The 23488-nt window shown below is 71.4% G+C and carries 17 protein-coding genes; 5 read left to right on the top strand and 12 right to left on the bottom strand.

The window, feature by feature from the left end; translation table 11 throughout:
- Nucleotides 1–7 precede the first annotated feature (7 nt).
- From OHA58_RS07495 to OHA58_RS07540, 10 genes are read right to left on the bottom strand one after another with little or no spacing between them, the layout of a single operon-like run.
- A complete protein-coding gene (locus OHA58_RS07495; protein WP_405477610.1) occupies nt 8–694 on the bottom strand; it encodes a hypothetical protein in 687 nt (228 codons plus the stop codon).
- An 18-nt stretch (nt 695–712) separates the two neighbouring features.
- Nucleotides 713–1132, bottom strand: coding sequence for a hypothetical protein (locus OHA58_RS07500; RefSeq protein WP_405477611.1), 420 nt, complete (start codon nt 1130–1132; stop codon nt 713–715).
- 2 nt (nt 1133–1134) lie between these two features.
- Nucleotides 1135–7467 carry a DUF4157 domain-containing protein gene (locus tag OHA58_RS07505; RefSeq protein ID WP_405477613.1) on the bottom strand — a complete coding sequence of 2111 codons (6333 nt, stop codon included), beginning with the start codon at nt 7465–7467 and terminating at the stop codon, nt 1135–1137.
- Nucleotides 7464–7796: a hypothetical protein gene (locus OHA58_RS07510; protein WP_405477615.1), complete on the bottom strand. Its 333-nt coding sequence runs from the start codon at nt 7794–7796 to the stop codon at nt 7464–7466. The genes OHA58_RS07505 and OHA58_RS07510 overlap by 4 nt, the downstream gene beginning before the upstream one ends.
- Entirely contained in the window at nt 7787–9775 is a 1989-nt protein-coding gene (locus OHA58_RS07515; RefSeq protein WP_405484851.1) for an ATP-binding protein, read from the bottom strand. Before OHA58_RS07515 ends, OHA58_RS07510 begins: the two co-directional genes overlap by 10 nt.
- A 33-nt stretch (nt 9776–9808) precedes the next feature.
- Complete coding sequence (locus OHA58_RS07520; RefSeq protein WP_405477617.1) at nt 9809–10639, bottom strand: Pvc16 family protein; 831 nt, start codon at nt 10637–10639, stop codon at nt 9809–9811.
- 60 nt (nt 10640–10699) lie between these two features.
- Entirely contained in the window at nt 10700–11431 is a 732-nt protein-coding gene (locus tag OHA58_RS07525; protein ID WP_405477619.1) for a hypothetical protein, read from the bottom strand.
- Nucleotides 11424–12152, bottom strand: a complete 729-nt coding sequence (locus OHA58_RS07530; protein ID WP_405477620.1) for a hypothetical protein — start codon at nt 12150–12152, stop codon at nt 11424–11426. The genes OHA58_RS07525 and OHA58_RS07530 overlap by 8 nt, the downstream gene beginning before the upstream one ends.
- A 26-nt stretch (nt 12153–12178) precedes the next feature.
- Nucleotides 12179–12703, bottom strand: a complete 525-nt coding sequence (locus OHA58_RS07535) for a phage tail protein (protein WP_100591276.1) — start codon at nt 12701–12703, stop codon at nt 12179–12181.
- A gap of 34 nt (nt 12704–12737) precedes the next feature.
- A complete protein-coding gene (locus OHA58_RS07540) occupies nt 12738–14603 on the bottom strand; it encodes a phage tail sheath family protein (protein ID WP_405477624.1) in 1866 nt (621 codons plus the stop codon).
- Between the two features lie 648 nt (nt 14604–15251).
- On the opposite strand from OHA58_RS07540, the gene OHA58_RS07545 reads away from it, so the two are divergent.
- The 4 genes from OHA58_RS07545 (at nt 15252) to OHA58_RS07560 (ending at nt 20063) form a co-directional block, all read left to right on the top strand.
- Entirely contained in the window at nt 15252–16595 is a 1344-nt protein-coding gene (locus tag OHA58_RS07545; RefSeq protein WP_405477626.1) for a DUF692 domain-containing protein, read from the top strand.
- 103 nt (nt 16596–16698) lie between these two features.
- Entirely contained in the window at nt 16699–17442 is a 744-nt protein-coding gene (locus OHA58_RS07550; protein ID WP_405477628.1) for a DUF4142 domain-containing protein, read from the top strand.
- Nucleotides 17443–17549: 107 nt separating this feature from the next.
- Nucleotides 17550–18320, top strand: a complete 771-nt coding sequence (locus OHA58_RS07555) for a TIGR04222 domain-containing membrane protein (protein WP_405477630.1) — start codon at nt 17550–17552, stop codon at nt 18318–18320.
- A gap of 150 nt (nt 18321–18470) precedes the next feature.
- Entirely contained in the window at nt 18471–20063 is a 1593-nt protein-coding gene (locus OHA58_RS07560; protein WP_405477632.1) for an alpha/beta hydrolase, read from the top strand.
- A gap of 79 nt (nt 20064–20142) precedes the next feature.
- Here the strand turns inward: OHA58_RS07560 and hemQ are convergent, their stop codons facing one another.
- Both hemQ and hemG read right to left on the bottom strand, forming a co-directional pair.
- Nucleotides 20143–20862 (bottom strand): hydrogen peroxide-dependent heme synthase, encoded by a 720-nt coding sequence (gene hemQ, locus OHA58_RS07565; RefSeq protein WP_116508688.1) that lies wholly within the window; start codon nt 20860–20862, stop codon nt 20143–20145.
- A 4-nt stretch (nt 20863–20866) separates the two neighbouring features.
- Entirely contained in the window at nt 20867–22333 is a 1467-nt protein-coding gene (gene hemG / locus OHA58_RS07570; RefSeq protein ID WP_405477634.1) for a protoporphyrinogen oxidase, read from the bottom strand.
- A gap of 148 nt (nt 22334–22481) precedes the next feature.
- On the opposite strand from hemG, the gene OHA58_RS07575 reads away from it, so the two are divergent.
- Nucleotides 22482–23474: a DUF4349 domain-containing protein gene (locus OHA58_RS07575; RefSeq protein ID WP_405477636.1), complete on the top strand. Its 993-nt coding sequence runs from the start codon at nt 22482–22484 to the stop codon at nt 23472–23474.
- Nucleotides 23475–23488 lie beyond the last annotated feature (14 nt).

The raw sequence follows: 23488 nt of genomic DNA on the forward strand, positions 1-23488 counted from the left end.
GTGGCCGTCAACCCCTTCCACTCAGCACGTCGGCACCCGGCAGCCCGAGGGCCCCGAGACTCCCGCCCCTCGCGGCGGCGGCGAGCCGCTCCTTCTGGGCGAGGTGGGCCATGTACAGATCGGCACCGCGGTGCCCGGCCGGCAGATCACTGACGGTGAGGATCTTCATCCCTATGCTCAGCGAGGCCCGTATCGGATTGAGATTCACGTCAAACGCGGACTCATTGACGGAAAGCTCGGTAAGCCGCACGGGCATAACCCGCTTGCTCCCCCACGTGAACAGAGTCAACGGCATCTCGATCGGACTGATCTCGATGGTCCCGTTCTGCGCGAGCCGACTGGCGGCGCGGAGCTGCGCGGTGGTCGGCTGCACGAGCATTTCAAGAGTGGCGAGCTGCGGATGAATCCCGTCGGGCGCCGCGATCTCCAACTGGTCGGTCGCGTCGATCTCGGCGGTGAACTTCCAGGTCTCCTCGGCGGGACCCTTGAGCCGCAGCGCCTCGTTCCTGTCTCCGCTGCCATTGCCCCCGGCGCCGGAATCACCGCTGTCACCGGCGGACTGGGGGGCGATGCTTCGCTCCAGGGTGTCCGGGTTGAACTGCAGGACGATGACGCGCTGGGGCGTGCCGCGGTCGGGGTCGACCACGACTATTCCGGAGCGGATGGGTTTGGGGATGTCGGCGTAGCGGGTCACGTCTTCTCCGTTCGACCCTTATTCGGATCGCAAAATTCGGTTGGCATATGCGATCTCCGCATCGATGTCGACTTCAGTGGGCCGGTACCACGCGCCACCATCATGGGCTTCCAAGAGATCAATAATGGCGTCACTGATATCAATTCGAACGTATTCGATGCCCTCTTTGCCGACATATGACCTGAACCTGTCCCTGGCCTGACTCCCGTGAAAGCGGTAGATTCGGCGATTCTGCTGGCCGCGCCACTCGTAAAGGTAGACCTCCATGCCGAGCAGCTCGGTACACAGAGCCGCAGTCTCCTCCCGGTGGTATCCCTCGCGGAATGAGCAACCCATGATCTCCCCGAGGCGTTCGGCCAGGCGCTCGGGCGGCTCCAGGACATCGGAGCGAATGGAGAAATAGAGTAGACGCAGGGGCTTTTGCTCGATCTCACGCATTTCTACGGGTACTCCCAGCGCAATACGATGTCGGTCTTGTTCCTGATTTCATCGTCGTCCTTGAGGCGTCCCTCCAGGGCATCGGCCAGCCTTCCTCCGACATCCACTCCTTTCACTACAAGTTCGGCAAGGATGTCGCCGACGTTCTTCGGGAAGAACTTTTCACCGTCCACCTCATCCTGGAACCGCCGCTTGATGAGGGGATACACTCTCTTCCACTCTTCGGGGTGGACCACGAAGAGGTCCACGTCGAAGTCATCCACATTGAAAGCCGTCCGCCCCTTGTGCGGACCACGCGTCCCCCATTTCAAGCTGCCCACGTACTCCAGCGGCTTTTTCTTGTAGTCCTCCTTGCTCAGTACGCGGTCGATGATTCCCTTGATCGCCTTGTACTCACGCTCCCAGATAGTCTTTCCCTTTTCGGCAAGAACCTTGTCGAACTCTTCCCTGTCGAAACCCTCGATACCCGTCCTGCGGGCCCACCCGCTGATCTTCCCGTTCATCCCGCGGAGCTTCTCCAGCAGCACGGCCACCTTCGCTTCCACCTGGGCCGCAGTTTCCCTGTCGGGCGCCCTGTGCTCCAGCGAACGATCGGGGAAGGCCATTTTGAAGGCCTTCTTGTAATCTCCTACGCTGTCCTTCTGGAAACTGATGACGTCGTCGAGGATTTCTTCCTTGAATTGATTGCGCACCCTCTCGTTCTCGATCGAATTAATGTAGGTCTTGACGTATTCCATGTTGTTGTACGCCTGCGTGTACTGATCGCCGAGCGGCATGAGGTTATTCGACGCCATACGGACATCGACATCATTTCCGACCGGCTTGAGGACCATCCTGTGCCCTTCACCGCTCATGGAGAACGCGGCCGTCACAGTCGGGGGGTTCTGTTGTTGCTTCTGATCCTCCCTGTCCTTATTGTCCCTGTCCTTGTCGTCCTTCCCGGCGCGCCTGTCGGCGTTCTCCTTCTGCTGCTTCCTGTGCAGATCACGCAGATTCCTGATCTTCGCCAGGTACTTGTCCCGCAACGCCTTGGCGCTGCGGGAAACCGCCCGGCCGACCTTGCTCTTCTTGAGCTTCCTGCCGAGTGTGCGCCCTGCGTTACGGGTCTTCTTGAGCGCTGACTTGACTGCCTGCTTGACTCGGTTGAGGGCACGCGCGGGAAGCGATTTGGCCATCTTCGGTGTGGGCGACTTGCGGGCGGGAGCCTCGCTCTTGCCAGGCTCCTCCGTCTTCTTGTCCGGCCTGTTGTCTCCTTCTCGGTCGTTCGTGGTCTTCTCGGGCTTCTTTCCTGGCTCTGCGCCCTGCTCCGGCGCCTTCCGTGGGCCGGCGTCCGCGTCCGTAGCGGGCTTGTCGGTGGCAATGCGATCCGGCTTCTGGTCGCGACCGGCGGCATCAGGGGTGGTCTCCCGTTTGGATCCGGGCGGGGGAGCCTGCTCGCGCTGGTCCTCGGGGTCCCTCTGCTGCTGGGGGCGCTGGTCGGGCCGCTCGGGTTTCGTCGCGCGCTGGTCCTCGCCGGTCGGCCGTTTGGGCTTGGACCTGGTCTGCCCGGCGGGCTCGCGAAGCGCCTGGTTGGCCTTCCGCATCGCGCCGCGTGCACGGTTCACGGCTCCGCCGGCTGCCTTGCGTGCGCCCTGGCCCGTCTTCTTCAGGCCGTCCATGATCTTCTGGGCCATGCCCTTGAGGCGCTTGCCGACGCCCTTGGTCGCCGAAGACAGCTTCTGGAGGAGGAAGTTGGTGATGAAGTCCAGCAGGGCCACGACACCAGCCGCGACCGCCTCCGCGAACAGGCACGCCGCCGGGCCCGCCTTGACCGCCTTCAGGTAGGCCCAGAACTTTCCGAACGCCGAGAGGATCGAGCTGACGGTCGACCAGGCCGCCATCAGGCCCTGGATGATCGTAAGGATCGCGCCGGCCGCCGGCACGATCATCGAGACGACCTTCTCGATGACCAGGGTCGCGATCATCATCGGGAGGGAGGCGATGATCGCGTCCCAGGCCATCTTGCCGATCTGCTTGATCGAGACACAGCCCTTGACCAGGACGTCGATGACAGCCTTGCCGAGGCCGAGGATCCCCTCGACCTTCGTGTCGAACCACCCCTTCACCGCCACCTTGATGGCGCCCCAGAGGTGGTCGGTGATCCCGGTCTTGGCCGAGCTGCCCGCCTTGGAGATCCAGCCGCCCGGGTCGGGCGCGATGTCGGCGACCAGCGCCGCGAACTTCCCCAGCGCCTCGATCGCCGCCTGCGCGAACTTGATCGCGCCCACGATGATCGCCTGGTAGGCCTTGATGACCGCCTTTACGCCCGCCTCCAGGACGTCCAGCAGTTTGTTCAGGCCGGCCGCGAGGGCGTCCAGCAGGCTGTTGACCGCCTTCTTCAGGCCGTCCGCCAGCTGGTTGACCTTCGCGATCGCCGCGTCCCGCAGGCCCTCTATCGCCTTGCGGAAGCGGTCCCGGAGTTCGGGGAAGGCCGCCAGCAGCGTGTCGCCTATCGCTATCAGGACGTCCGCCAGCGCGTTGATCGCCTTGACGGCCAGGTCCCGTACGAAGTCGATCGCCTGGTTGGCCCACTCCTTGAACTGGTCGATGATCCCGTTGACCGCCTTGCGGGCCGCGTCGAAGACCGCGGTGACCGCCGCGAGCAGGCCCTTGAAGAAGTCGGCGACCTTGTCGGCGATCCAGCCGAACAGGCCTCCGGAGGGCTTCTTCTCCTCCTTCTTCTTCCGGGCCTCCTTCTCGGCGTTCTCGCGCTCGGTGTCGATCGAGGCGTTGTCCTTGTCCTTGCGCTCGCCGACCTCCTTGTCCTTGTCGTCGCGGGCCTTGACGATCTCCTTGTTCTTCTTGCCGTGCTCGTCGTCGGACTGCTTGTCCGCGTCCTCGACCTTCTTGTCCTGCTCGCCCCGCCAGTCCTCGCGCTGCTTCTGCGTCTCCTGGGCGACCCGGCCGCGTTCCGCGGTCTGCTGCGCGGTGTTGCGCTCGACCTCGCTGTTGATCTCGGTCTGTTTGTCCTGCTTGGCCTGCTGCTCGCTCTGCTGGTGCTCCTTGTCCTTGGCATCGAGGTCGCCCTGCGCCTTGCCGGCGCCACCGGTGATCTCGGTGCCCTTCTCCTGCTTGGCGACGGCGCCGACGCCGGCCTTCGGCGCGGGAGTGGCCTCCAGCGCACCCGCCTTGCCGCCGCCCGCACCGCCGGAGGCCTTGCCGCGGAGCTGTTCCGCGGGGGCGTTCGGGAAGATCTGGTCCTCGCCGAGCGGCTTGGCCGCGTCCTCACGGCCCGTCGTCTGCAGGTCGGCCTGCTTGTCCTTGAGCGCCTTGGCCTGGTCGTCGGTGCGGGTGGGGTCGCTGGCGCCTTCGAGACGGATCTTGGGCGCCGGGCCCACCGTCTTGTTCTCCAGCTCCGGGTCGGTCGTCGGGACCGCGTCGGCCGCCGCCTCGACGTTCTTCGCCTCGGCCTCGCTGAGCCCCTTGTCGGGCACGGCGGGGGCCGCCGGCGGCGGCACGTCGGCGGTGGGCTCCTTGCCCTCGGCCTTGTCACCGCCCTTGGCCTTCTGCTTGTCGCCCTGGTCCTCCGGGCCGATCCGTTCCACCTTGCCGGTGACCTGAGCGGCCTCGGGTGCGGCCTCGGGCGGCGCCGAACGCGTCTGCGGCGCCCCCGAAGGACGTTCGCGCGTCGGCGGGGCCGCGTCGAGCCGCTGCTGCTCCTCGCCGATCTTCTTGTCCGCGGCCCTGTCGACCCCGGGCATGGCGGCGGCCGCCTGGTCGGGCGCCAGCTTGCTCACGGTCTGCACGGCGGCCTTGGGGTCCTGCCCCGAGACGTCCGGCGGTTCCTCCTGCTTCTGTTCGGGCGCGGCCTCGCCACCGCCGCCCCCGCAACTGCCCTGCCCGCCCTCGTCCTTCTCGGGTGCGGGCGCGGGGGGCGCGCAGCCGCCGCCGTCCTTCTCCAGGGACGCCTCGGGCCGGGGCGCGTCCGTCGCCGCAGTCTGGCCGGGCCCGTCGCTCTGCTCGGCGGCCGGGCTCACCGCTGCCTGCGTGACGGACGGAGCGGCACCGGGTCCGGCTGCGGTCGTCGGTCCGGTCTTCTCGGCGCCACCCACGGGTCCGCGCGGCGCGGCGCCGGGCCCGCTCTCCTTGGGCACTTGGCTCTTGGCCTGCGGCGCCTCGCGCTCGGACCGGGGCGGTTCGGCACCACGCCGGGCGGCGGGCGAGGGGTCGCGGTCCTCGACGGGCGTCGGGGCCGTATGAGATCCCGCGGGTTTGTGGGCGCCGGCCGGTGCGGGGGCCGGAGGCGTCGCGTCCGCGTCTTCGGTGGATCCTGGCACCTTCGCGGCCGGGCCAGGCGTCGCCTGACGTGCCGCAGGGTCGTCGCCGCGCTCGGCCGGCTGCTCTGCCGTACGCCGCTTCTCCTCGTCCTGGACGCCTTCGGCCTCGGGCTTTTCCTCGTCGCTCCGGCTCTCTTCGCCCTTGGCCCCGGGCGCGTTCTTCTGTGTTCCCGCCTCGGAAGCGCCCTCGTCAGGGTTCTGCTGCTCCTGGGGGTCCTTCTGCCCCTCGGCCTCCGGCTCGGCCTGCTCCTTCTCCGACTGCTCCGGATCCTGGCCGACCTCCTGATCCGCCGGTTGTTCGGCCGGCATGTCAGCGATCGCGGGTTCCTCGGCACCCCGGTCCCAGGCGGGTTGCCCCTGTTGGGCATCGGGCTTCGCTCCGTCTGCTTCGGGTTCCGCCTCGGGTTCGACGATCGCGAGCGCGCCCGCGACGGAGAGCGGTGACGCGTCTTCGGAGAAGGCGATCTCGTCGACCGCCAGTTCGGCAGAGGTGGCGCGGTCCTGCTTGCCGTCGGAGCCGGGCGCCGACCGCTCGCCTTCCTTGACCTCGCCGCCCACGACCTCCCGGTCGGCACCCGCTTCCAGGCCGAGCGGCTGCTCCTCCTCACGGGGGTCGCGCTCGCTCTCGTCCTTCTCGTTGAGCCCGTGCTCGGACAGCGCGGAGTCGGGCTGTTCGGCGCGTTCGTCGACCTTCTCGGGGCGTACGGGGCCGGGCTGGGCCTTCTGCTTCGGATCCGGCCCCTCGTTCCTCGACCCGGCGCCCGGCTGGGTCTGGTCGTCCCGCTCCTTGCGCTTGTCGGCCCCCGGCGCACTCGCCTGCTGCGGGTCGGCCTCCTCGCGTTCGCGCTGTTCTTTGCGCTCCTCCTTGGCCTGTTCGGCGCCCTGCTGCTGCCCTTGGGTGCGCTCGTCGGTGGCCTGGTCGGTGCGTTTGCGGTCGGCGGCGCCCTGTTCGTCCTGCTGCTGTTCCTCTTCCTTGGCCTGCTGCCGGGAGGCGTTGCGTACGTCCTCCTGCTCGGTGCGTCGTGCGGCGTCCTGCCCCTCGGTGGCGGCGTCCGCGCGGGCCCGGCTGCGGTCGCTGCCGTTCTTCTCGTCGCGGGTCCTGGCGTCCTGCTGTTCCTCGCGGGTGTCGGCGGCATGCTGGTCGGCGGATCCGCGGGCCGACTCCTGCTCCTTCTGCCACTGGGTGCGTTCGACACCGAGCTCTTCGAAGAGGTCGACCTCCGGCAACGGCACCTCGGACGGCTGGAGTTCGACGGGGCCGGGGCGGGCCTGGTCGGCGATCTCCAGGAGCCGGTCGTACTCGGGTGTCAGCAGACGGTTCTCGAGGCGGTCAACAACCGCGTCCTCCAACTCCTCGGACATCCGGGCCAGTTGGAGCCGCACTCGGCCGGAGGCGTCGGTGGGGTCGCCCCGCAGACTGCGCAGCACGTTGCCCGCGAGCCGGTCCACGAGGGTCGCCGGGTCGACGGCCTCGGCGCGCATCCGGTCGGCGTCGACGGTGGCGTAGCGCAGCCAGCCCGGCGTGGCCTGGCCCTCCTCGACCTGCGGGGCGGACTCCTCCTGGACCACCGCCTGAGCAGCTGCTTCCGCCTCCCGCTCGATGGCCTGCTGCGGCAGGCTCACGGCGCCGAGCTCGCGGCCGGCCCGCAGCGCGCCGAGGCCGTGCGGGTTCTGCACCGTGTGCTGCAGCTCGTGGGTCAGCAGCCGGCGGCCCTCGTCGGTGCCGGGCCTGTAAGCGCCCTCGCGGAAGAAGACGTCCTGGCCGACCGCGACCGCGTCGGCGCCGAGCAGCTCGGTCAGCTGCCCGGCGTCCCGACCGGTGTGCAGCCGTACCCGGCCGAGATCGTGACCAAGCTGCTCCTCCAACTCCCGTCGCAGACCGGGATCGAGGGGCTGTCCGGCGCCGCTGACGATGTTCTTCGGCTCGGGCGCACGGGACTTGGCGGCCCGCTCCTTGCGCTTGCGGCGCCGCTGCTCGGCAGTCTGCTCCGAACGGGCGTCCTGGGTCTGGGAGCTCACCGGCTCACCTCCCCGTGACCGCTCAGTCCCTCGTGCACGGCACGCGCCAGCTCCTGCCCGAGGCGTCGCGCGGACAGTCCGGCGGGCAGGGGCGGCAGCCCGGACAGCGCGTCGACCGCGAGGGGACCGTCCGCCGCCAGGGGTACGCCGTGCAGCCGTACCAGCCGGGTCAGTTCACTCTCGAAGGCGGCCGAGACGCGCTCCGGATCCGCCCGGAAGCCGTCGAGTACCAGCTGCCCGATCTCCACGCGGATCGCCGAGGGCTCCCGGTCCCGCGGTTGGTCCCGCGAGTGGCTCCGCGAGTGGTCCCGCGAGAAATTCACACCCATCCGCGCACCTCCGTGGGCGTCAGCGAGCGCTCCAGCTTCAGGTACTCGGTGCGGGCGGCGGCGAGCATGTGCCGCATCTGCAGCCGGTCGCCCTCCTCGGCGGCCAGGAAGGCGCCGGACAGGGCGATGTTGCGGATCGAACCGCCGGCGACGGTGAGCTGGGCGAGCAGCGACGCGTCGATGTCCTTCACCGGGGCCTGCGGCGGCAGCACGCGGCGCCAGATCTCGGCGCGCTCGTGCTCTGCCGGGAAGGGGAAGTCGACGACGAAGCGGATGCGCCGCAGGAAGGCCGTGTCGAGGGCGTTCTTCATGTTGGTGGTGAGGACGGCCAGGCCCCGGTAGGCCTCCATCCTCATCAGCAGATAGCTGACCTCGAGGTTGGCGTACCGGTCGTGGCTGTCCTTGACCTCGCTGCGCTTGCCGAACAGCGCGTCCGCCTCGTCGAACAGGAGCAGCGCGCCGCCCCGTTCGGCGGCGTCGAAGACCCGGCGGAGGTTCTTCTCGGTCTCGCCGATGTACTTGCTGACCACCTGCGACAGATCGATGACGAACAGGTCGAGGCCGAGTTCCTTCGCCATGACCTCGGCGGCCAGCGTCTTGCCGGTGCCGGAGCCGCCCGCGAACATCGCGGTCACGCCGAGGCCGCGGCGCAGGGTGGCCGCAAACCCCCACTCCTGGTGGACGGTTGCCCGCTGTCGCACATGCGCGACGATCTCGCGCAGCACGCTCGTCTGCCGCTCGTGCAGCACCAGGTCGTCCCAGCCGGCCTGCGGCGCGATCCTCCGCCCCAGCTCGTCCATGCCGATCCGCGCCTCGTCGAGCCCGGCGCGCCAGGCGAGTTCGGCGGCGTCCAGCTCGTCCTCGTGCGGCAGCCGGCGGTGTACGGCGGCAGCCGCGGAACGCACGACATGCGGCGGCAGCTGGAACTGGGCGACCAGGGAGCGGAGTTCGCTCTCGTCCAGGTCCACCCCCTCGAACGCGCCGGTCCACAGCCCGAGTTGCTCCTCGTCGTCCAGCCGCGGCACGACCACCCGGGCCCCGTACGACCGCTCCGAACGCAGCGGATCCTCGCTCGACACCACCACCGGTACAGCGGCCCCGGCCAGGAACGACTCGGTCGCCGCCCGTTGGTCGCGGTCCAGTTCGCCCACCTCGACGAGCAGCGCCGAGGGCAGCAGAACCGCCTCACGCTGCCACAGCCGGGCGAGCCGGTCGCGCTCGACCGGGTCGGACGGCACGTCCTCGGCGCTCATCGAGTAGAGCCCGAGTCCCGAGCGTGCGGCCGCCGCGGCGGCGAGGTCGGCCCGGCTGCGCAGGTCGCCCCCGGTCACCTCGACGAGCGGCGCGTCGGAGTCCGCCGCCGTCGCCCAGCCCTCGGCGAGCCGGCTCGCGGCCAGGTCGTACGACGGCGTCAGCTCCTGAGGCGCCGGCGTGCGGCGCAACTGGCCGTGCAGGCGTGCGTCCAGATAGGGCGAGCCCAGCAGGAAGTGCAGGATGCGCTCGTCGAGGCGCAGCCGGGAGGCCGTCAACCGCGACTCGTCGTCCAGCTCGACGATCCGCCAGCGCCTGAGCGGCGCCACGGGCGTCAGGGCACTCCAGTGCGGCTCGGCCAGCGCGGCCAGCGCGAGCGAGAAGGTGGGGTACGTCCGTTCGGGGTCACCGCAGGCGGCGGCACATCGGGCGGCGGCCGTGGGCTCCAACTCGTGGGCGGCGGCGAGGAGTACGAGGTCGCGCTCGAAGGGCGTGATGCTGAAGCAGGAGACGAGGGCGTCGAGCGGGGCGGTGCCGGGGCCGCCGGGCGCGGTGGCGAGTTCGGCGGCCGCGCCCTCGCGCCCGCCGCCCGCCCCGGGGGCACCGCCGCTCTCCTCCGTGACACGTGCCGCATGCGCGTCGACGCGGGCCAGGACGCGCCGGATCTCCGCGGTCAGCGTCGCACCGCCCGGGCCCGCGTCCGCCGCACTCTGTTCGTACGTCCCCATGTCCTCACCTGCCCCCGTCGTCTCCATGCCGTGTCACTCCTGCGCGGGCTTGGCGGCCCGGGGCGCTGTCTTGCGCGTGCGTGCCGGGGCCTTGGCCGGGGATTTCGCGACGGCCTTCGCAGGGGTCCTGGCTGCCTTCTTGGCGCTCGGGCGGGCCGGGGGTTCGGCCTCCTGCTGCACGACATCACGGGGAGAGGGCTCATTTGATGTCACGTCAGGAGTCGGCTCCGCCCCCGGAGGGACCGGCGCGCCCGGCGCCCCGAACGGCAGCACCCGCACTTCCGGCCGCTCCACCGGCTTGCCCGCCACCGGAGTCTCCCGGCCGTCGATGAGGACGAGGGCCGCCTGGTAGACCACCGACAGGGTGTAGGGCGTCTGGTAGAGCATCCCCCACAGCTTCGACGTCTCGTCGACGTCCATCGCCGTCGGCGTGAACCGCACGCGCTGCGCCGACTCGGCGAGATTGCTGCCCGCCAAGTACGGCCGTTCTCCGGCGAGTTCGATGATGTCCTTCGGCAGGACCGGTATCTCGTGCAGCGCGCGCACGACGGAACCGATCAGCCGCTGCCCGACCAGCTCCGTCTCGTCGCCGTACGCGGTGATCAGGAAGTGCAGGTCGAGTGCCGCGACGGGCCGCTTGACCAGCGTGCCGTCGGCCGCACGCGTCGGCAGGTCGTTGTTGCGCTGCGACGTGTCGGGCGTGACCTGGTAGAGGAACACGGAGATGGTGGGCTCGGTCGGCGGGTCGGCCGGCGGCTTGCGCGGCTCGACCTTGACGGCCATGTCGATCTCGGGACCCAGGTTGGACTCGAGCAGCAGGGCGAGGGCCTGGGTGACATGCGCGAGGGCAAGTGCGTTGCTCATGGCGTCAGTTCCTCGGTTCCTCTCGGCCTGCTGGTCGTCGTACTGATCCGTGTTCGAGGTTCACTCGCGCCCCCGCGCCAGGTATTCCGCGAGGCTCAAGGCCGCCCCGGCCCTCCCCGCGGCGGGCGTCCGGGACCGTCCGGCGCCGGGCGCCCCGCCCGCCGTCACTTCGAGCCGCCCGATCTGCACCTGCACCACCTGCTCGGTGGCGCGTGCCGGTCGCCGGGCCGCGGCCTGCCGTACGGCGTCGCGCGTTGCCGCCGGGTCGGCGGCGCTGGGGGGCAGCGCCGCCGACACGGCGTGGGGAGCGGCGCCCCTGCCCGGGGGGACGGGCACGGAAGCCGCGGTCTGTGCCGGGTCCCGCTCCGCACGCACCGCCGCACGCCGCCCGGTGTCGGGCAGCGGTCGCGGCGCCGGCGCAACGGAGGCGGCGGGACGCAGCGACGGTGCCTCGGCGCGGGCCGAAGCGGCCGGACGCGGCCCCTGCGGCTCAGCCGCCCGCTCTGTGTGTACGACGGTCCGCTCCCGTTCCGTGTGCGTCCGTGCCGCCACGACCGTCGGCGACGGCGCATCCGGCAGCGGGACGGCCGGCGGCGTGGCCGCGGGCCACAGCAGCGCGTCCTCGTCCGGTGCCGGTGCGGCGGCCCGTACCGCCTCGACCCGCTCGAACGGGCCGGGCAGCCGGGGCCGTACCCGCGCCGCGGCCGGCCGCGGGGCGGTGTGCCGCGCGAGCAGCCGATCGAAGAAGTCGGCGGAGTCCGGCGAGCCCCCAGGGGCCTCGGAGTCAGACATCCGCACACAGCTCCAGGTAGTAGCGGCGCCGCGTCGGGCTGAGCGCCAGGATCTCCGGCTCGCTCCAGCCGTAGGCGGTGGCGAGCAGATGGACGTCGAGCAGCACGTCCCGCGCCCACGCGTCCAGTTCGGTCCACAGGTAGGAGGCGATGTCGAGCTCGGCCCGGGTGGCCTGTCCGCACTCGGGGCAGGCCACGTTGAGCGCCAGGTCGGCGCCGGGGTCGGCCGCCTCGACGGCCTCGACGATCCGGCGCTGCACCGGCGCGGGCAACTCCCCCGCCGTCACCGCCGTCCCGTCGTGCACCGCCGAGACCAGGCATCGCGCGAGCAGTGCCGTACGCGGGTCCGCCGCCCGGGCCGCCGCCGTCAGGTCGGCGACACCGGGCAGCCTGAACTCGACGTCCCAGCCGTCCTGTTGCACCCGCACGGCCGACTCGCCGCGCCCGCCCAGTGACCCGGCGAGCTCCCCGGCGTCCAGGTCGAACTCCATGTCCTCCCCGCACGCCCCGCACGCCAGGCGCACCTGCATCCGCTCGCCGAACAGCGCCCGGCGCAATGCGAACAGGTCCGCCTCGCGCTCGCCCACCGGCAGTGCCGGCAGCCGTTCCGCCCCGACGTCCGGTCGTGCCGTGCGGTGCAGCAGCAGCGCACGCCCGACCGGAGCCTCGCCGAGGCCCGCCTCCCAGGCAGCCAGCAGTTCGGCCGCCCCGGTGATCGCCATACCCCTCCCCTTCAACTACCGATCGCTCAGGCCGGGTTGAGGAAGGAGGGCTCCTCCGGCTCGGGCACCTCGTAGTCCCGCTCCCAGCCCTCGCACTCGAGCTTCAGCGACTGGATGGCCACCGCGTTGGCGTTGGCGTCCAGTTCGCCGAGGACCTGGTACTCGCTGGGCCAGGTCCGGTACAGCTTGTGCGAGACGGCGACCTGGCCCGCCTCGTTGAGGACCTGGATGACGAGGTCCTTGCGGAAGTCCGCGAGGGACACCTCCGAGCCGAGGCCCGCGCCGACCTGCCAGACCTTGTTGGCCCAGCGGTCGAACTCGGGGTCGTGGGTCACCCCGCGTTCGAGGGTGATGCCCTCGAACTCCGAGCGCCCCGGCGACTTGCGCGGGGAGGAGGGGTCACCGCCGTGGCGGTGCTTGACGACCTCCGTGGTCCGCTTCAGCGGACTGATCTTGCTGATGCCGGCGACCGTACGTCCGTCCCACAGGACCAGGAACTTGAAGTTCTTGTACGGGTCGAAGCGATGGGCGTTGACCGTGAACTCAGCCATCGATTTCCTTCAGCTCTCCCTGGATCCCGGGCCGCTAGAGAGCGAACTGCCCGGACGTCTGCTGGATCTTGACGACCACGAACTCGGCCGGACGGACCGGCGCGATACCGACGAGCACGTTGACGATCCCGTTCGCCACGTCCTCGTCCGTCGTGGTCTCGCTGTCGCACTTGACGAAGTACGCCTCCCGCGGCGTGCTGCCCTTGAAGGCGCCCTGGCGGAAGAGCGTGTGCAGGTACGAGGAGGCGGACAGCCGGATCTGCTGCCACAGGCTCTCGTCGTTGGGCTCGAACACGACCCACTGCAAACCGCGTTGGAGGCTCTCCTCCACATGCAGCGCGAGCCGCCGCACGGGCACGTACTTCCACGCGCTGTCGAGGGCGTCGGAGCCCTCCAGCGTGCGCGCGCCCCACACCAGCGGGCCGGCCAGCGGGAAGGTGCGCAGGCAGTTCACACCGAGCGGGTTGAGCAGCCCCGTCTCACGGTCCGTCAGATCGACGGTCAGCGAGCGCACTCCGACGAGCTGCGCCTCCGTACCGGCCGGCGCCTTCCAGACACCGCGCTCGGAGTCGGTCCGTGCGATGACGCCGGCGACCGCGCCGGACGGCGGGAAGGCGCGCAGCCGCCCGGTGAGCGGGTCGGTGAGCTGCAGGTGCGGAAAGTACAGGCCCGCGTGGTTGCCGCGCACGGCGTCGAAGGCGGACAGGCCCGCCCGCGCCGAGTCCACGCTCACCCAGGTGGCGGGCGCGTCGACCAGCAGGAAGATCCGTCGCTCCTCGCACAGCCGCTGAGCGGCGGACACGACGGTGAGCGCGTCCTCGGTCTTCTCGTACGACGCCAGCTCCGGCAGCGAGAGCAGGTTGACGTCGGCCACCCCGCGCAGCGCCTGGATGCCGGTCTTGTCGGCCTCGGAGCCGATGAGGTCGCGCGGGCCGGGGGCCTCGCCGTCCTCGCCGCCCTCGAGCGGGAACACCGGCGGGTTGACCGAGGCCTCCAGGCCCAGGTCGTTGGCGCACTCGCCCAGGAAGCGGACGACGTCCTCGGGGTCGGTGGAGCCCGCGACGACCTGGATGCGCCGGCCGAACGCGGTGACCTCGACACCCGCGAAGGCGTGCCGGCCCGGCGCGTCGGGCAGCGCCCGCAGCTTGCGCTCCAGAAGCAGGGCCAACTCGGCTACGGAGGACGGGGCTTCGCCGTCGCAGTCGGCGTCGTAGAGCGTGAACTCGCGCTCCACGTCACCGATCTTCACCGTCAAGTCGACGGCCAGATCGGGCAGTTCGTGGCCGAACGGCTTGGAGACGGTGCCGGACGGGTCGGGGCGCCCCTCGCCCACGGCGTCGACGCGGATGAGGCGCGACCCGGCGTTGATCACGGTGGGCGCGTACGTTCCGCTGCCGGCGTCCATGGACAGGCCGGTGAAGCTCTCGCGGGCGTCGCCCCTGGCGTCGTGGACCCGCAGGTTGAAGGTCTCGTCGGGGCACGTCGTGTCGTAGTCGACGGCGACCCGCAGGCTGTTGCCCCACACGCCGGGTTCCTTGGCGTGGACCTCGAGCACACGACTCTCGCTGCGGCCGTCGGTGGACTCCAGGACGACGCAGGCGGTCTTGCCGCTGCCCGCCTTGGCGACCCGGACGATCACGGCGACGGAGCCGCCGTTGCCGAAGAACTGGTGCACCGCGTAGGCGAGCGGGCTCTGCGCGCTCAGCCCTCCGAAGCGCCGCTCGAACTCGGCGAATCCGGTGACGCGCACCGGCTCGTTCAGCGGGCCGCGCCGGGTGTGCCCCACGAACGCGGTCACCGAAGTGGTCACGGCGGAGACGGCGCGGGTGCTGCTGGGAAGTTCTTCGACGTAGACGCCCGGGTAAGTCGGCCTCGCGGCGCTCACGGCATTCGTCGGCATTCCCCCTCCTATCCCTTCTCGGGCACCGGGTGAAAGGCACCAAGAGGCGGCAGAGGGGGAGGTGTGGCAAAAGGCGGCGCGCGGCGGTCTCCGGACGCGTCATGCCGCGCCGGTCCGCACGCCTCGTATCAGCTTCCCCCGTCAATGCCCCGGACGGACGGCCGCCCGGGTCAAGCACGCATGCTTGTGACTCCTGATGCTCAAGTGCCCACCCACCTTGGGTAGTTGGGTGTTGCAGGAGCAAGGCATGTTTACGCCAGGCCGAAAGTCGGTTCGATGAAGAGGGGTCCGTGCGACCTCCACACGATGCGCACGTGTCGGAACAGGTAGTTCACGAATCCCACACAGCAGATGGTGCAGCGGAAGGGAACCCATGTCCTGACGTACCTCACAATTCTGGCGGTGGCACGGCTCCGCGCCAGTTCACAAGACCCTCCTGTCCTTACAGCCTTACGGAGACGTACGAAGACCGCTGTGGCCGATTCCACCGGGGTAGGGCGGCGGCGCCGAGCACCCGGCGCTGCGCGCCGGCGTCGCGCAGAACCTCAAATGAACCTCTGAACGTCCCCCCTCCTGGGTTCGGCGGTGTCCGCCGGGGTCATGACACCGGCATCGCACGGCACACGGCCGGGGTGGAGGAGGGGAACCATGCAGCGGATCGAGCGTCTGGGTACGGGCATCGGCTGGCGTCCGGAGATCGCGGAGGCCGTGGAGGCGATGCCCGGCATCGACTGGGTCGAGGCCGTCGCCGAAAACGTGTGCCCCGGGCACGTCCCCGACTCCCTGCTGCGGCTGCGCGAGCGCGGCGTCACCGTCGTGCCGCACGGCGTCTCGCTCGGCCTCGGCGGCGCCGACCGGCCCGACGAGGGCAGGCTCGCCGACCTCGCGGCCCGCGCCGAGGCCCTCGGTTCCCCGCTCGTCACCGAGCACATCGCGTTCGTACGGGCGGGCGGCGCGCTCACCGCGTCACAGCCGCTGGAGGCCGGCCATCTGCTGCCGGTCCCGCGCACGAGGGACGCCCTCGACGCGCTCTGCGAGAACATCCGCATCGCCCAGGACGCATTGCCCGTCCCCCTCGCCGTGGAGAACATCGCGGCCCTGTTCTCCTGGCCCGGCGAGGAAATGACGGAGGGTCAGTTTCTCTACGAGCTGGTGGAGCGCACCGGCGTGCACCTCCTGATCGACGTGGCGAACCTGCACACGAACCACGTCAACCGCGGCGAGGACCCCGCGAAGGCTCTCGGTGAACTGCCCGTCGAGGCCATCGCGTACGTGCATGTGGCGGGCGGCTTCGAGCGCGACGGCGTGTGGCACGACAGCCACGCGCACCCCGTGCCGCGCCCCGTCCTCGACATCCTCGCCGACCTGGCGTCCCGGGTCTCGCCGCCCGGAGTCCTCCTGGAGCGCGACGAGAACTTCCCGGCTCCACAGGAACTGGAGCGTGAACTCGACGAGATCAGGGGGACGTTGGCAACCGCGCCCGCCGAGGGGCGTACCGTGCGGCCATCCTCGAACCCGGCCTCGCGGGACACCGAAACTTCGCAGGACACCGGCCCCGCCCGCCAGCGGCTCGCGCTCGCGCAGGCCGCGCTGCTGTCCGCCCTCGTCGCGGGGACGCCCGCACCGGAGGGGTTCGACCGGGTGCGGCTCAGGGTCCAGAGCCGGGCACTGTGCGCCAAGCGGGCGGACGTAGTGGCGAAGGTGGCACCCGAACTGCCGGAGATCCTCGGCGCGGCCGCGTACCGCCCGGCGTTCCTGTCGTACGCGCAGTGCCGGCCCATGACAGGCGGCTACCGCCGGGACGCCCTCGACTTCGCCGAGCATCTGCTCGACTCCGGCGGCCCCGGGGACGCGGGGGCGCGACGGGAGCTGGAGCGGTGGTGGCGGGAGCGGTCGGGGCCCACCCCGCCGGCCGCGCACCCGGGGGCACGCCTGGTGCGCGCGGCGCGGTCCGCCCTGCACCGGGGCCGTCCGGCTCTCCGGTCGGCCTGAGCGCCACCACCCCGCGCCCGTACCGCAGTTGACGTATTCCCGGGGTTACCCGAGCCCACGTCCGTGAAGCGGACTAGCGTGCGGTGCCGCACCAGGAGGCACCATGCGCACCCGATTCGTCAACGGCACCGGACTCGTCGTCGCCGGGCTCGTCACCACGCTCGCCGCTCTCGTGTTCCCGGTCTGGTCGTACGCCGACCGCTCCGGCACGGGCGTGGACCTGCTCGACGAGGGGACCGTGTCGACCAGATCCGGCCCCCTGTCGGCCCTGGACCGCGAGTTCGTCACGAAGGTGCGGCTCGCGGGCCTGTGGGAGCTGCCCGCGGGCCAGCAGGCCGAGGCGAGAGGGACCAGCACGGCGGTGCGGACCGCGGGTGAGCACCTCGTCGAGGGGCACACCTTCCTGGACGCGCGCGTGCGCGAGGTCGCCGCGCGGCTCGGCCTCGAACTCCCCAACCAGCCCAACAGCCAACAGCAGCACTGGCTGTCCGAGCTGAGCGCGGCGCACGGCGACGACTACGAGCGGAAGTTCGCCAACATCCTGCGCCGGGCCCACGGGAAGGTCTTCTCACTGGTCGCCCAGGTCCGCGCGACAACACGCAACTCGCTCGTACGGGACCTGGCGGACGACGCGAACAAGACCGTCCTCGACCACATCAAGGTCCTGGAGTCCACGGGCCTGGTCGACTTCGACGCCCTCGCGCGGGACGCCGCCGGCGCGAGTACGCCACCGGAGACCCGCTCCCCCGCCCCGCCGGGCCCCGTGGCGTCCCCCGCTCCCCCGACGCCCCTCTCCCCGTCCCCCTCCTTCCCGCTGCCCCCGGCGGTCTCCCGGCCCAAGCCCTGACACGACAAGGGGAAAGGAGGGAAACGGAACGTCACATGCAGACAACGCTCTGTCCATATGGTGAACAACCCGTGGCGCCACCCGAACAGGTGACATAGAAAAACGCCATGTTCTGGCTTCTGTTCCTGCTCATGGCCTGCGCCGCGGCCTTTCTGTCCTGCGCGCGCCTCTGCCTCGCCGCGGCGCACGCCGCGCACAGCGAGCCGGCCGGGGGCGGGGCGCACGAGCTGACGCTGTACGAGGCCGCGTTCCTGTCGGGCGGCCCGTTCCGGGTCGCCGATCTGACCCTCGTCTCGATGGCGCGCAGCCGGCGGCTGCTGCTCGCGCACACCGGCTGGGCCACCGTGGTCGACCCGGTCGGCGGCGACGACATCGAGCGCTCGGTGATAGGCGCCATCGGGCCGGACGGGCAGTCCCGGATAGGGGCGGTGCGCCGGGCGACGGCGGCCGCGGACGCGGTAAGGGCGCTGGCCGACCGGCTCGTCGCAGCGGGCCTCGCCGTTCCTGACGGGGCGCGCGGCGGGGTCGCGGCCGCGGTCCGCCAGGTGCGGGCCGCCGCGCTCGCCGTCGTGGTCCTGGCCGGGGTGTCGCTCACGATGCCGGGCGGGGAACCGGGCGACGGCGTGCTGGTCGCCGCGTGGTTCGCGCTGCCCCTCATCCTCACGCTGTCCTGTCTGGCGATCGCCCGCTTCGAGGTCCACCCCTACACACGCTGGGCCTCCCCCACCGGACAGCGGCTGATCGGCGCCCTGCCGAAGGGCGCACGTGACGGGGTCGGGGAGGCCGCCCTGCTGACCGCCGTCGCCGTGCACGGCGTCCGCGCGGTGTCCGACCCCGCCCTGCGCGAGGCCTTCGGGACGGCGCAACGGGGTCATTGAGCCGACACCGGCAGGCCGGTGCTTTACTTCGTCAACTGCCGCACGAAGTATCCCCTTTGTTCGCGTCTGCTCCCGGCAGGCGGGTGACAGCCCCGAAAGGCCGCGCGAGACGGCCGTACGAGGGCCGGACGAAAGGGACCCACAAGAGCGATGAGAGCAGCCCCCGCCGTCTACGCGGCCGCCGGATCCCTGGTCCTGACCGCCCTCGTCGCCGCCCCTGGCCGCGCCGACACCCAGGCCCCGCCCGACACGGCCGAACCGCGCGGCACGGCCGTGGCCGCCGCCCGCGCCGCGGCCACCGGAATCACCTTCGGCACCTGCGCCGCCGCGGAGCACCTCCCGGCCTACATCAAGTGCGGCACCGTCTCCGTCCCCCTCGACTACGCCCACCCCGACGGCAAGCAGATCAAACTGACCGTCAGCCGGGTGAAGGCCACCGGCACGACGGCGCCGGAGGGCGGCAGCCCGGTCCGCAGGCAGGGCTCCCTCGTCTTCAACCCCGGCGGCCCCGGCGCGTCCGGCATGTACTTCCCGCTCGTCGCTCTGATGCCGGAGTGGAAGCGCATCGCCTCCGCGTACGACCTCGTCGGCTACGCCCCGCGCGGGGTGGGCCGCTCGGCCCCGCTGTCCTGCGAGGACCCCAAGCGGTTCGCGAAGGCCCCCACGCAGGCGCCGACCCAGCCCTCCGCCTCGTACAAGCTGGAGCGGATCGCGCAGGCCAAGGCGTACGCGCAGGGGTGCGCGAAGAACGCCGGGGACGCGCTGCGGCACTACACGACGCTCAACAACGCCCGCGACCTGGACGTGCTGCGCGCCGGGCTCGGCGAGCGGAAGCTGAACTTCATGGGGTCGTCGTACGGCACCTACTTCGGGGCCGTGTACGCGACGCTCTTCCCCGCGCATGTGCGCCGCATGGTCTTCGACTCGGCGGTGAACCCCGACCCGAAGCAGATCTGGTACACCAACAACCTCGTCCAGTCGGTGGCCTTCGAGCGGCGCTGGGCGGACTTCCGGAAGTGGGTGGCCAAGCACAACAAGACGTACCACCTGGGCGCGACCGCTGCCGGTGTGCAGCAGAGCTACGAGAGGGTCCGGGCGCGGCTCGCGAGCGAACCCGCGGGCGGCACCGTCGGCCCCGGCCAGCTCCAGTCCGCGTACCTCCAGGCCGGGTACTACGACGACTACTGGGCGATGCGGGCGAGCGCGCTGTCGGAGTATCTGAAGGGCAATCCGAAGCCGCTCGCCGAGCAGGCCGCGCCACAGACCGCGGCGGCCGCCGAGAACGAGAACAGCGCCGCCGTCTACACGGCCGTCGAGTGCAACGACGCGGCGTGGCCCACCGACTTCCGCGTGTGGGACCGCGACAACACCCGGCTGGCGCGCCGCGCCCCGTTCGAGACGTGGGACAACGCCTGGATGAACCTGCCCTGCGCGTACTGGCCCGCCCCGCGCCGGCGTCCCGTCGACGTACGGACCGCGCCCGGCGCGCTGCCCCCGACGCTGATCCTGGCCGCCGAGCGGGACGCGGCCACCCCCTACGAGGGCGCCCGTGAGCTGTGGCGCAGGCTTCCGGGGTCGGTCCTGGTCACGGAGCGCGGCGCGGGCACCCACGGCATCGCCGCCGGCCCCAACAAGTGCGTCAACAGCCACCTCGACGCGTATCTGATGGAGGGGCGGATCCCGGTGACCCGCGCCGCTGCCTGCGCCCCGCACCCCGAACCGGCGCCGCTCGCCGTGGACTGACCGCGGGCACACGCGTGAAGGGGCCGACCGGTTCGACGACCGGCCGGCCCCTTCGCGTACAGACCCGGGCCTACATGAACTACGCGAGACCCGCGACGAGTTCGGCGACGCTCTTGCGGCGGCCCGTGTAGAACGGGACCTCCTCGCGGACGTGCATACGGGCCTCGGAGGCGCGCAGGTGACGCATCAGGTCGACGATGCGGTACAGCTCGTCGGCCTCGAAGGCGAGGAGCCACTCGTAGTCGCCCAGCGAGAACGAGGCGACCGTGTTGGCGCGGACGTCCGGGTAGCCGCGGGCCATCTTGCCGTGGTCCGCGAGCATGCGACGGCGGTCCTCGTCGGGCAGCAGGTACCAGTCGTAGGAGCGCACGAACGGGTACACGCTCACGTAGTTGCGCGGCGTCTCGTCGGCGAGGAACGCCGGGATGTGCGAGCGGTTGAACTCGGCGGGCCGGTGCAGCGCCATGTTCGACCAGACCGGCTCGAGGGCGCGCCCCAGCTTCGTACGGCGGAAGAGGTTGTACGCCTCCTGGAGCTGGTCCGCGGTCTCCGCGTGCCACCAGATCATGACGTCGGCGTCGGCGCGCAGACCGGACACGTCGTACGTGCCGCGGACCGTCACGTCCTTCGCGGCGAGCTGGTCGAAGAGCTCCTGGACCTCGTCGGCGTAGCCGGCCCGGTCCTCGGGGAGGACGTCTCGGAGCTTGAAGACGGACCACAGGGTGTAGCGGATGACCTCGTTGAGGTCCTTGGCCTTCTTGCCTGCGTTCGGGATCTTGGCGGGGGCGTCGTCACTCATAGGGCTATTCTCCCGCGCCGCCGTGCAGACTCTGCACCGGGTGCGCGGTGAGCTCCTCCACGCCGGTCAGGTCACCGTCCAGCTGGTCGACGGCGGCGTAGGCGCTCGCGATGCAGGCCGGGATGCCCACGCCGTCGTACGCCGCCCCGCACACGGCGAGTCCGGGGATCTTGGCGACGTGGCCGCGGATGCGGGCCACGCGCGCGTGGTGGCCGACGGGGTACTGGGGCAGGCCCTCGTGCCAGCGCGTGACGCGCGTGGCGACGGGCGTGGCGCTCAGGCCGGTGGCCTCCCGCAGGTCGTGGCGCGACACCTCGACGAGCCCGTCGTCGTCGCGCGCGAGGTCCTTCTCGTCCTGGTAACGGCCCACGGAAGTGCGTACGACGACCAGGCCCGGGTCCTCGGCCGCGATCCAGCCCCACTTGTTCGAGGCGAACGTGGACGCCTTGATCGTGTGGCCGTCGACCGGCGGCACGAGGAAGCCGGAGCCGTCGGGCAGGTTCGCCTCGTCGCGCCGGAACGCGAGGGTGATCAGGGCCATCGAGGCGTACTCCACGGTGCGCAGCTCCGCGGCGGCGGCCGGCGACTCGGTGTCGAGGAGCCGGGCCGCCTTCTGTGCGGGCACGGCGAGGACGACGGCGTCGGCCTCGATGACGTGGTCGTCGACCCTGACCTCCCAGCCGTCGGGGGTGCGGCGCAGTCCGTGGGCGGGGCTGTCGAGGAGGATCTCGCCGCCCCGCGCGCGCACCGACTCGGCGACGGCAAGCGGGAGCTGTCCGATGCCGCCCTCGATGCCCATGAAGACGGGGCCCGTCTGCTGGTTCCGCGCCGCACGCTCCTGGATGGCGCGGACGGCCTCGGTCAGGGAGCGGTGGGCGCGGGCCGCCTCGAAGAGCTGGGGGACGGCGCTGCGCATCGAGATGCGGTACGCGTCGCCCGCGTAGACGCCGCCGAGCAGCGGCTCCACGAGCCGGTCGACGACCTCGCGGCCGAGGCGCTCGGCGACGTACGCGCCGACGGCGACGTCGTCGCCGAACTCGGTGGCGGGCAGGTCACGGTCCTGCTCGATGCGGGCCAGGCCCTTGTCGGACAGGACTCCGGAGAGTGCGGCGGCCGCCCCGGGGACGCCCATCACATGGCCCTTGGGCATCGGGCGCAGTTCGCCCCTGGTCCAGAGCGAGGCCGTGGCCGTGCTCGGCGGCTGAAGCCGGTCCCCGAGCCCCACCTCGCGGGCGAGGTCGACCGCCTCGGGGCGCCGGGCGAGCATCGACTCGGCGCCGAGGTCGACCCGTACACCCGCGATCTCCCCGGCGCGCAGCTTGCCGCCGAGGCGGCCCGACGCCTCCAGAACGGTGACCTGCACGCCGGCCGCGAGCAGCCGGTGGGCCGCGGCGAGCCCCGCGATGCCGCCGCCGATGACGACCGCCCTGGGGGCCTGTCCCGTTCCCGTGCCTGTGTCCGCTTCGCGCATGCCCCCACTGTCTCAGACCGGCGAGTCCCGACCGTGACCGCATCGGGACCGTCCGGCAACCACCGAAAGGGACCGCCGGACCGTCAAAGGAGGCGGCCAGGGCCTGTCCTTGGGCCGGCCGTCCCACTCATCCTCCGGGGGTACGTCGATGCAGATATCAGGCACCACAGGAAAGCGGCCGGGGTGCCGCGGCATACGGGCGGCCGGCGCCGTCCTGCTCGTGGCGGCGCTGGCGCTGACGGGGTGCAGCGCCGGCGCCTCGGACAGCGGGGACTCCAGCAAGGCCGCGGCCGGGGAGGCGGCCGCCGCGGACCGGGGCGCCGCGAAGGAGGCGGGCGGGGGACAGTCGGACGCGAAGTCGTCCCGGCGCGAGCCGCCCAAGCTCACCGGCGTCCACATCATCCGCACGGCGACGCTCACCGTGCAGGTCAAGGACGTCCCGCAGGCGCTCGACAAGGCGCGCACGGCGGCCGAGGACGCGGGCGGCATGGTCGGCGACGAGACGACCGACCGCGACGGCGGGGGACATGAGCGCTCCCGTGTCGTCCTGCGCGTCCCGCAGGAGCGCTACGAGCAGGTCCTCGGCGATCTCGCGGGCACGGGCAAACTCATCGAGCGGAACAAGAAGGCGCAGGACGTCACCGACCAGGTCGTCGACGTCGACAGCCGCGTCAAGTCGCAGCGGGCGAGCGTGGCGCGGGTGCGGGAGCTGATGGACAAGGCCACGAAACTGAGTGATGTCGTGGCCCTGGAAGGGGAGTTGAGCACCCGCGAGTCCGATCTGGAGGCGCTGCTCGCGCAGCAGGCGTCCCTCAAGGACCGCACGAGCCTGGCGACGATCACGCTGTCGCTGACCGAGACCCCGGTGAAGCCGGCGGGGCACAAGGACGAGGACCCGGGGTTCACCGACGCGGTCGCCGGCGGCTGGGGCGCGTTCGTGACGATGCTCCGCTGGGTCGCGGTGGCCGTCGGCGCGGTGCTGCCGTTCGCCGTGGTGGGCGGCCTGCTGGTCTTCGTGTGGCTGCGTCTCGTGCGGCCGCGGCTGCCGCGCAGGGCCACCGCCGCCGCACGGCCGTTGGCGACGGCGCTCGGCCCGCTGCCCGCGCATCCGCCGGCCGGGGAGCGGGGCGAGGAGGAGTGACGGGGGCGCGGACG

This window comes from Streptomyces sp. NBC_00009 (assembly GCF_045040855.1).
GTDB classification, from domain to species: Bacteria; Actinomycetota; Actinomycetes; order Streptomycetales; family Streptomycetaceae; genus Streptomyces; species Streptomyces aureus.

Bases quoted from the DNA above. Each gene is read 5' to 3' on its own strand.
- OHA58_RS07500 (WP_405477611.1), bottom strand. From the start codon at position 1,132: ATGCGTGAGATCGAGCAAAAGCCCCTGCGTCTACTCTATTTCTCCATT.
- OHA58_RS07510 (WP_405477615.1), bottom strand. From the start codon at position 7,796: ATGGGTGTGAATTTCTCGCGGGACCACTCGCGGAGCCACTCGCGGGAC.
- OHA58_RS07515 (WP_405484851.1), bottom strand. From the start codon at position 9,775: ATGGGGACGTACGAACAGAGTGCGGCGGACGCGGGCCCGGGCGGTGCG.
- OHA58_RS07520 (WP_405477617.1), bottom strand. From the start codon at position 10,639: ATGAGCAACGCACTTGCCCTCGCGCATGTCACCCAGGCCCTCGCCCTG.
- OHA58_RS07525 (WP_405477619.1), bottom strand. From the start codon at position 11,431: ATGTCTGACTCCGAGGCCCCTGGGGGCTCGCCGGACTCCGCCGACTTC.
- OHA58_RS07530 (WP_405477620.1), bottom strand. From the start codon at position 12,152: ATGGCGATCACCGGGGCGGCCGAACTGCTGGCTGCCTGGGAGGCGGGC.
- OHA58_RS07535 (WP_100591276.1), bottom strand. From the start codon at position 12,703: ATGGCTGAGTTCACGGTCAACGCCCATCGCTTCGACCCGTACAAGAAC.
- OHA58_RS07540 (WP_405477624.1), bottom strand. From the start codon at position 14,603: ATGCCGACGAATGCCGTGAGCGCCGCGAGGCCGACTTACCCGGGCGTC.
- OHA58_RS07545 (WP_405477626.1), top strand. From the start codon at position 15,252: ATGCAGCGGATCGAGCGTCTGGGTACGGGCATCGGCTGGCGTCCGGAG.
- OHA58_RS07550 (WP_405477628.1), top strand. From the start codon at position 16,699: ATGCGCACCCGATTCGTCAACGGCACCGGACTCGTCGTCGCCGGGCTC.
- OHA58_RS07555 (WP_405477630.1), top strand. From the start codon at position 17,550: ATGTTCTGGCTTCTGTTCCTGCTCATGGCCTGCGCCGCGGCCTTTCTG.
- OHA58_RS07560 (WP_405477632.1), top strand. From the start codon at position 18,471: ATGAGAGCAGCCCCCGCCGTCTACGCGGCCGCCGGATCCCTGGTCCTG.
- hemQ (WP_116508688.1), bottom strand. From the start codon at position 20,862: ATGAGTGACGACGCCCCCGCCAAGATCCCGAACGCAGGCAAGAAGGCC.
- hemG (WP_405477634.1), bottom strand. From the start codon at position 22,333: ATGCGCGAAGCGGACACAGGCACGGGAACGGGACAGGCCCCCAGGGCG.
- OHA58_RS07575 (WP_405477636.1), top strand. From the start codon at position 22,482: ATGCAGATATCAGGCACCACAGGAAAGCGGCCGGGGTGCCGCGGCATA.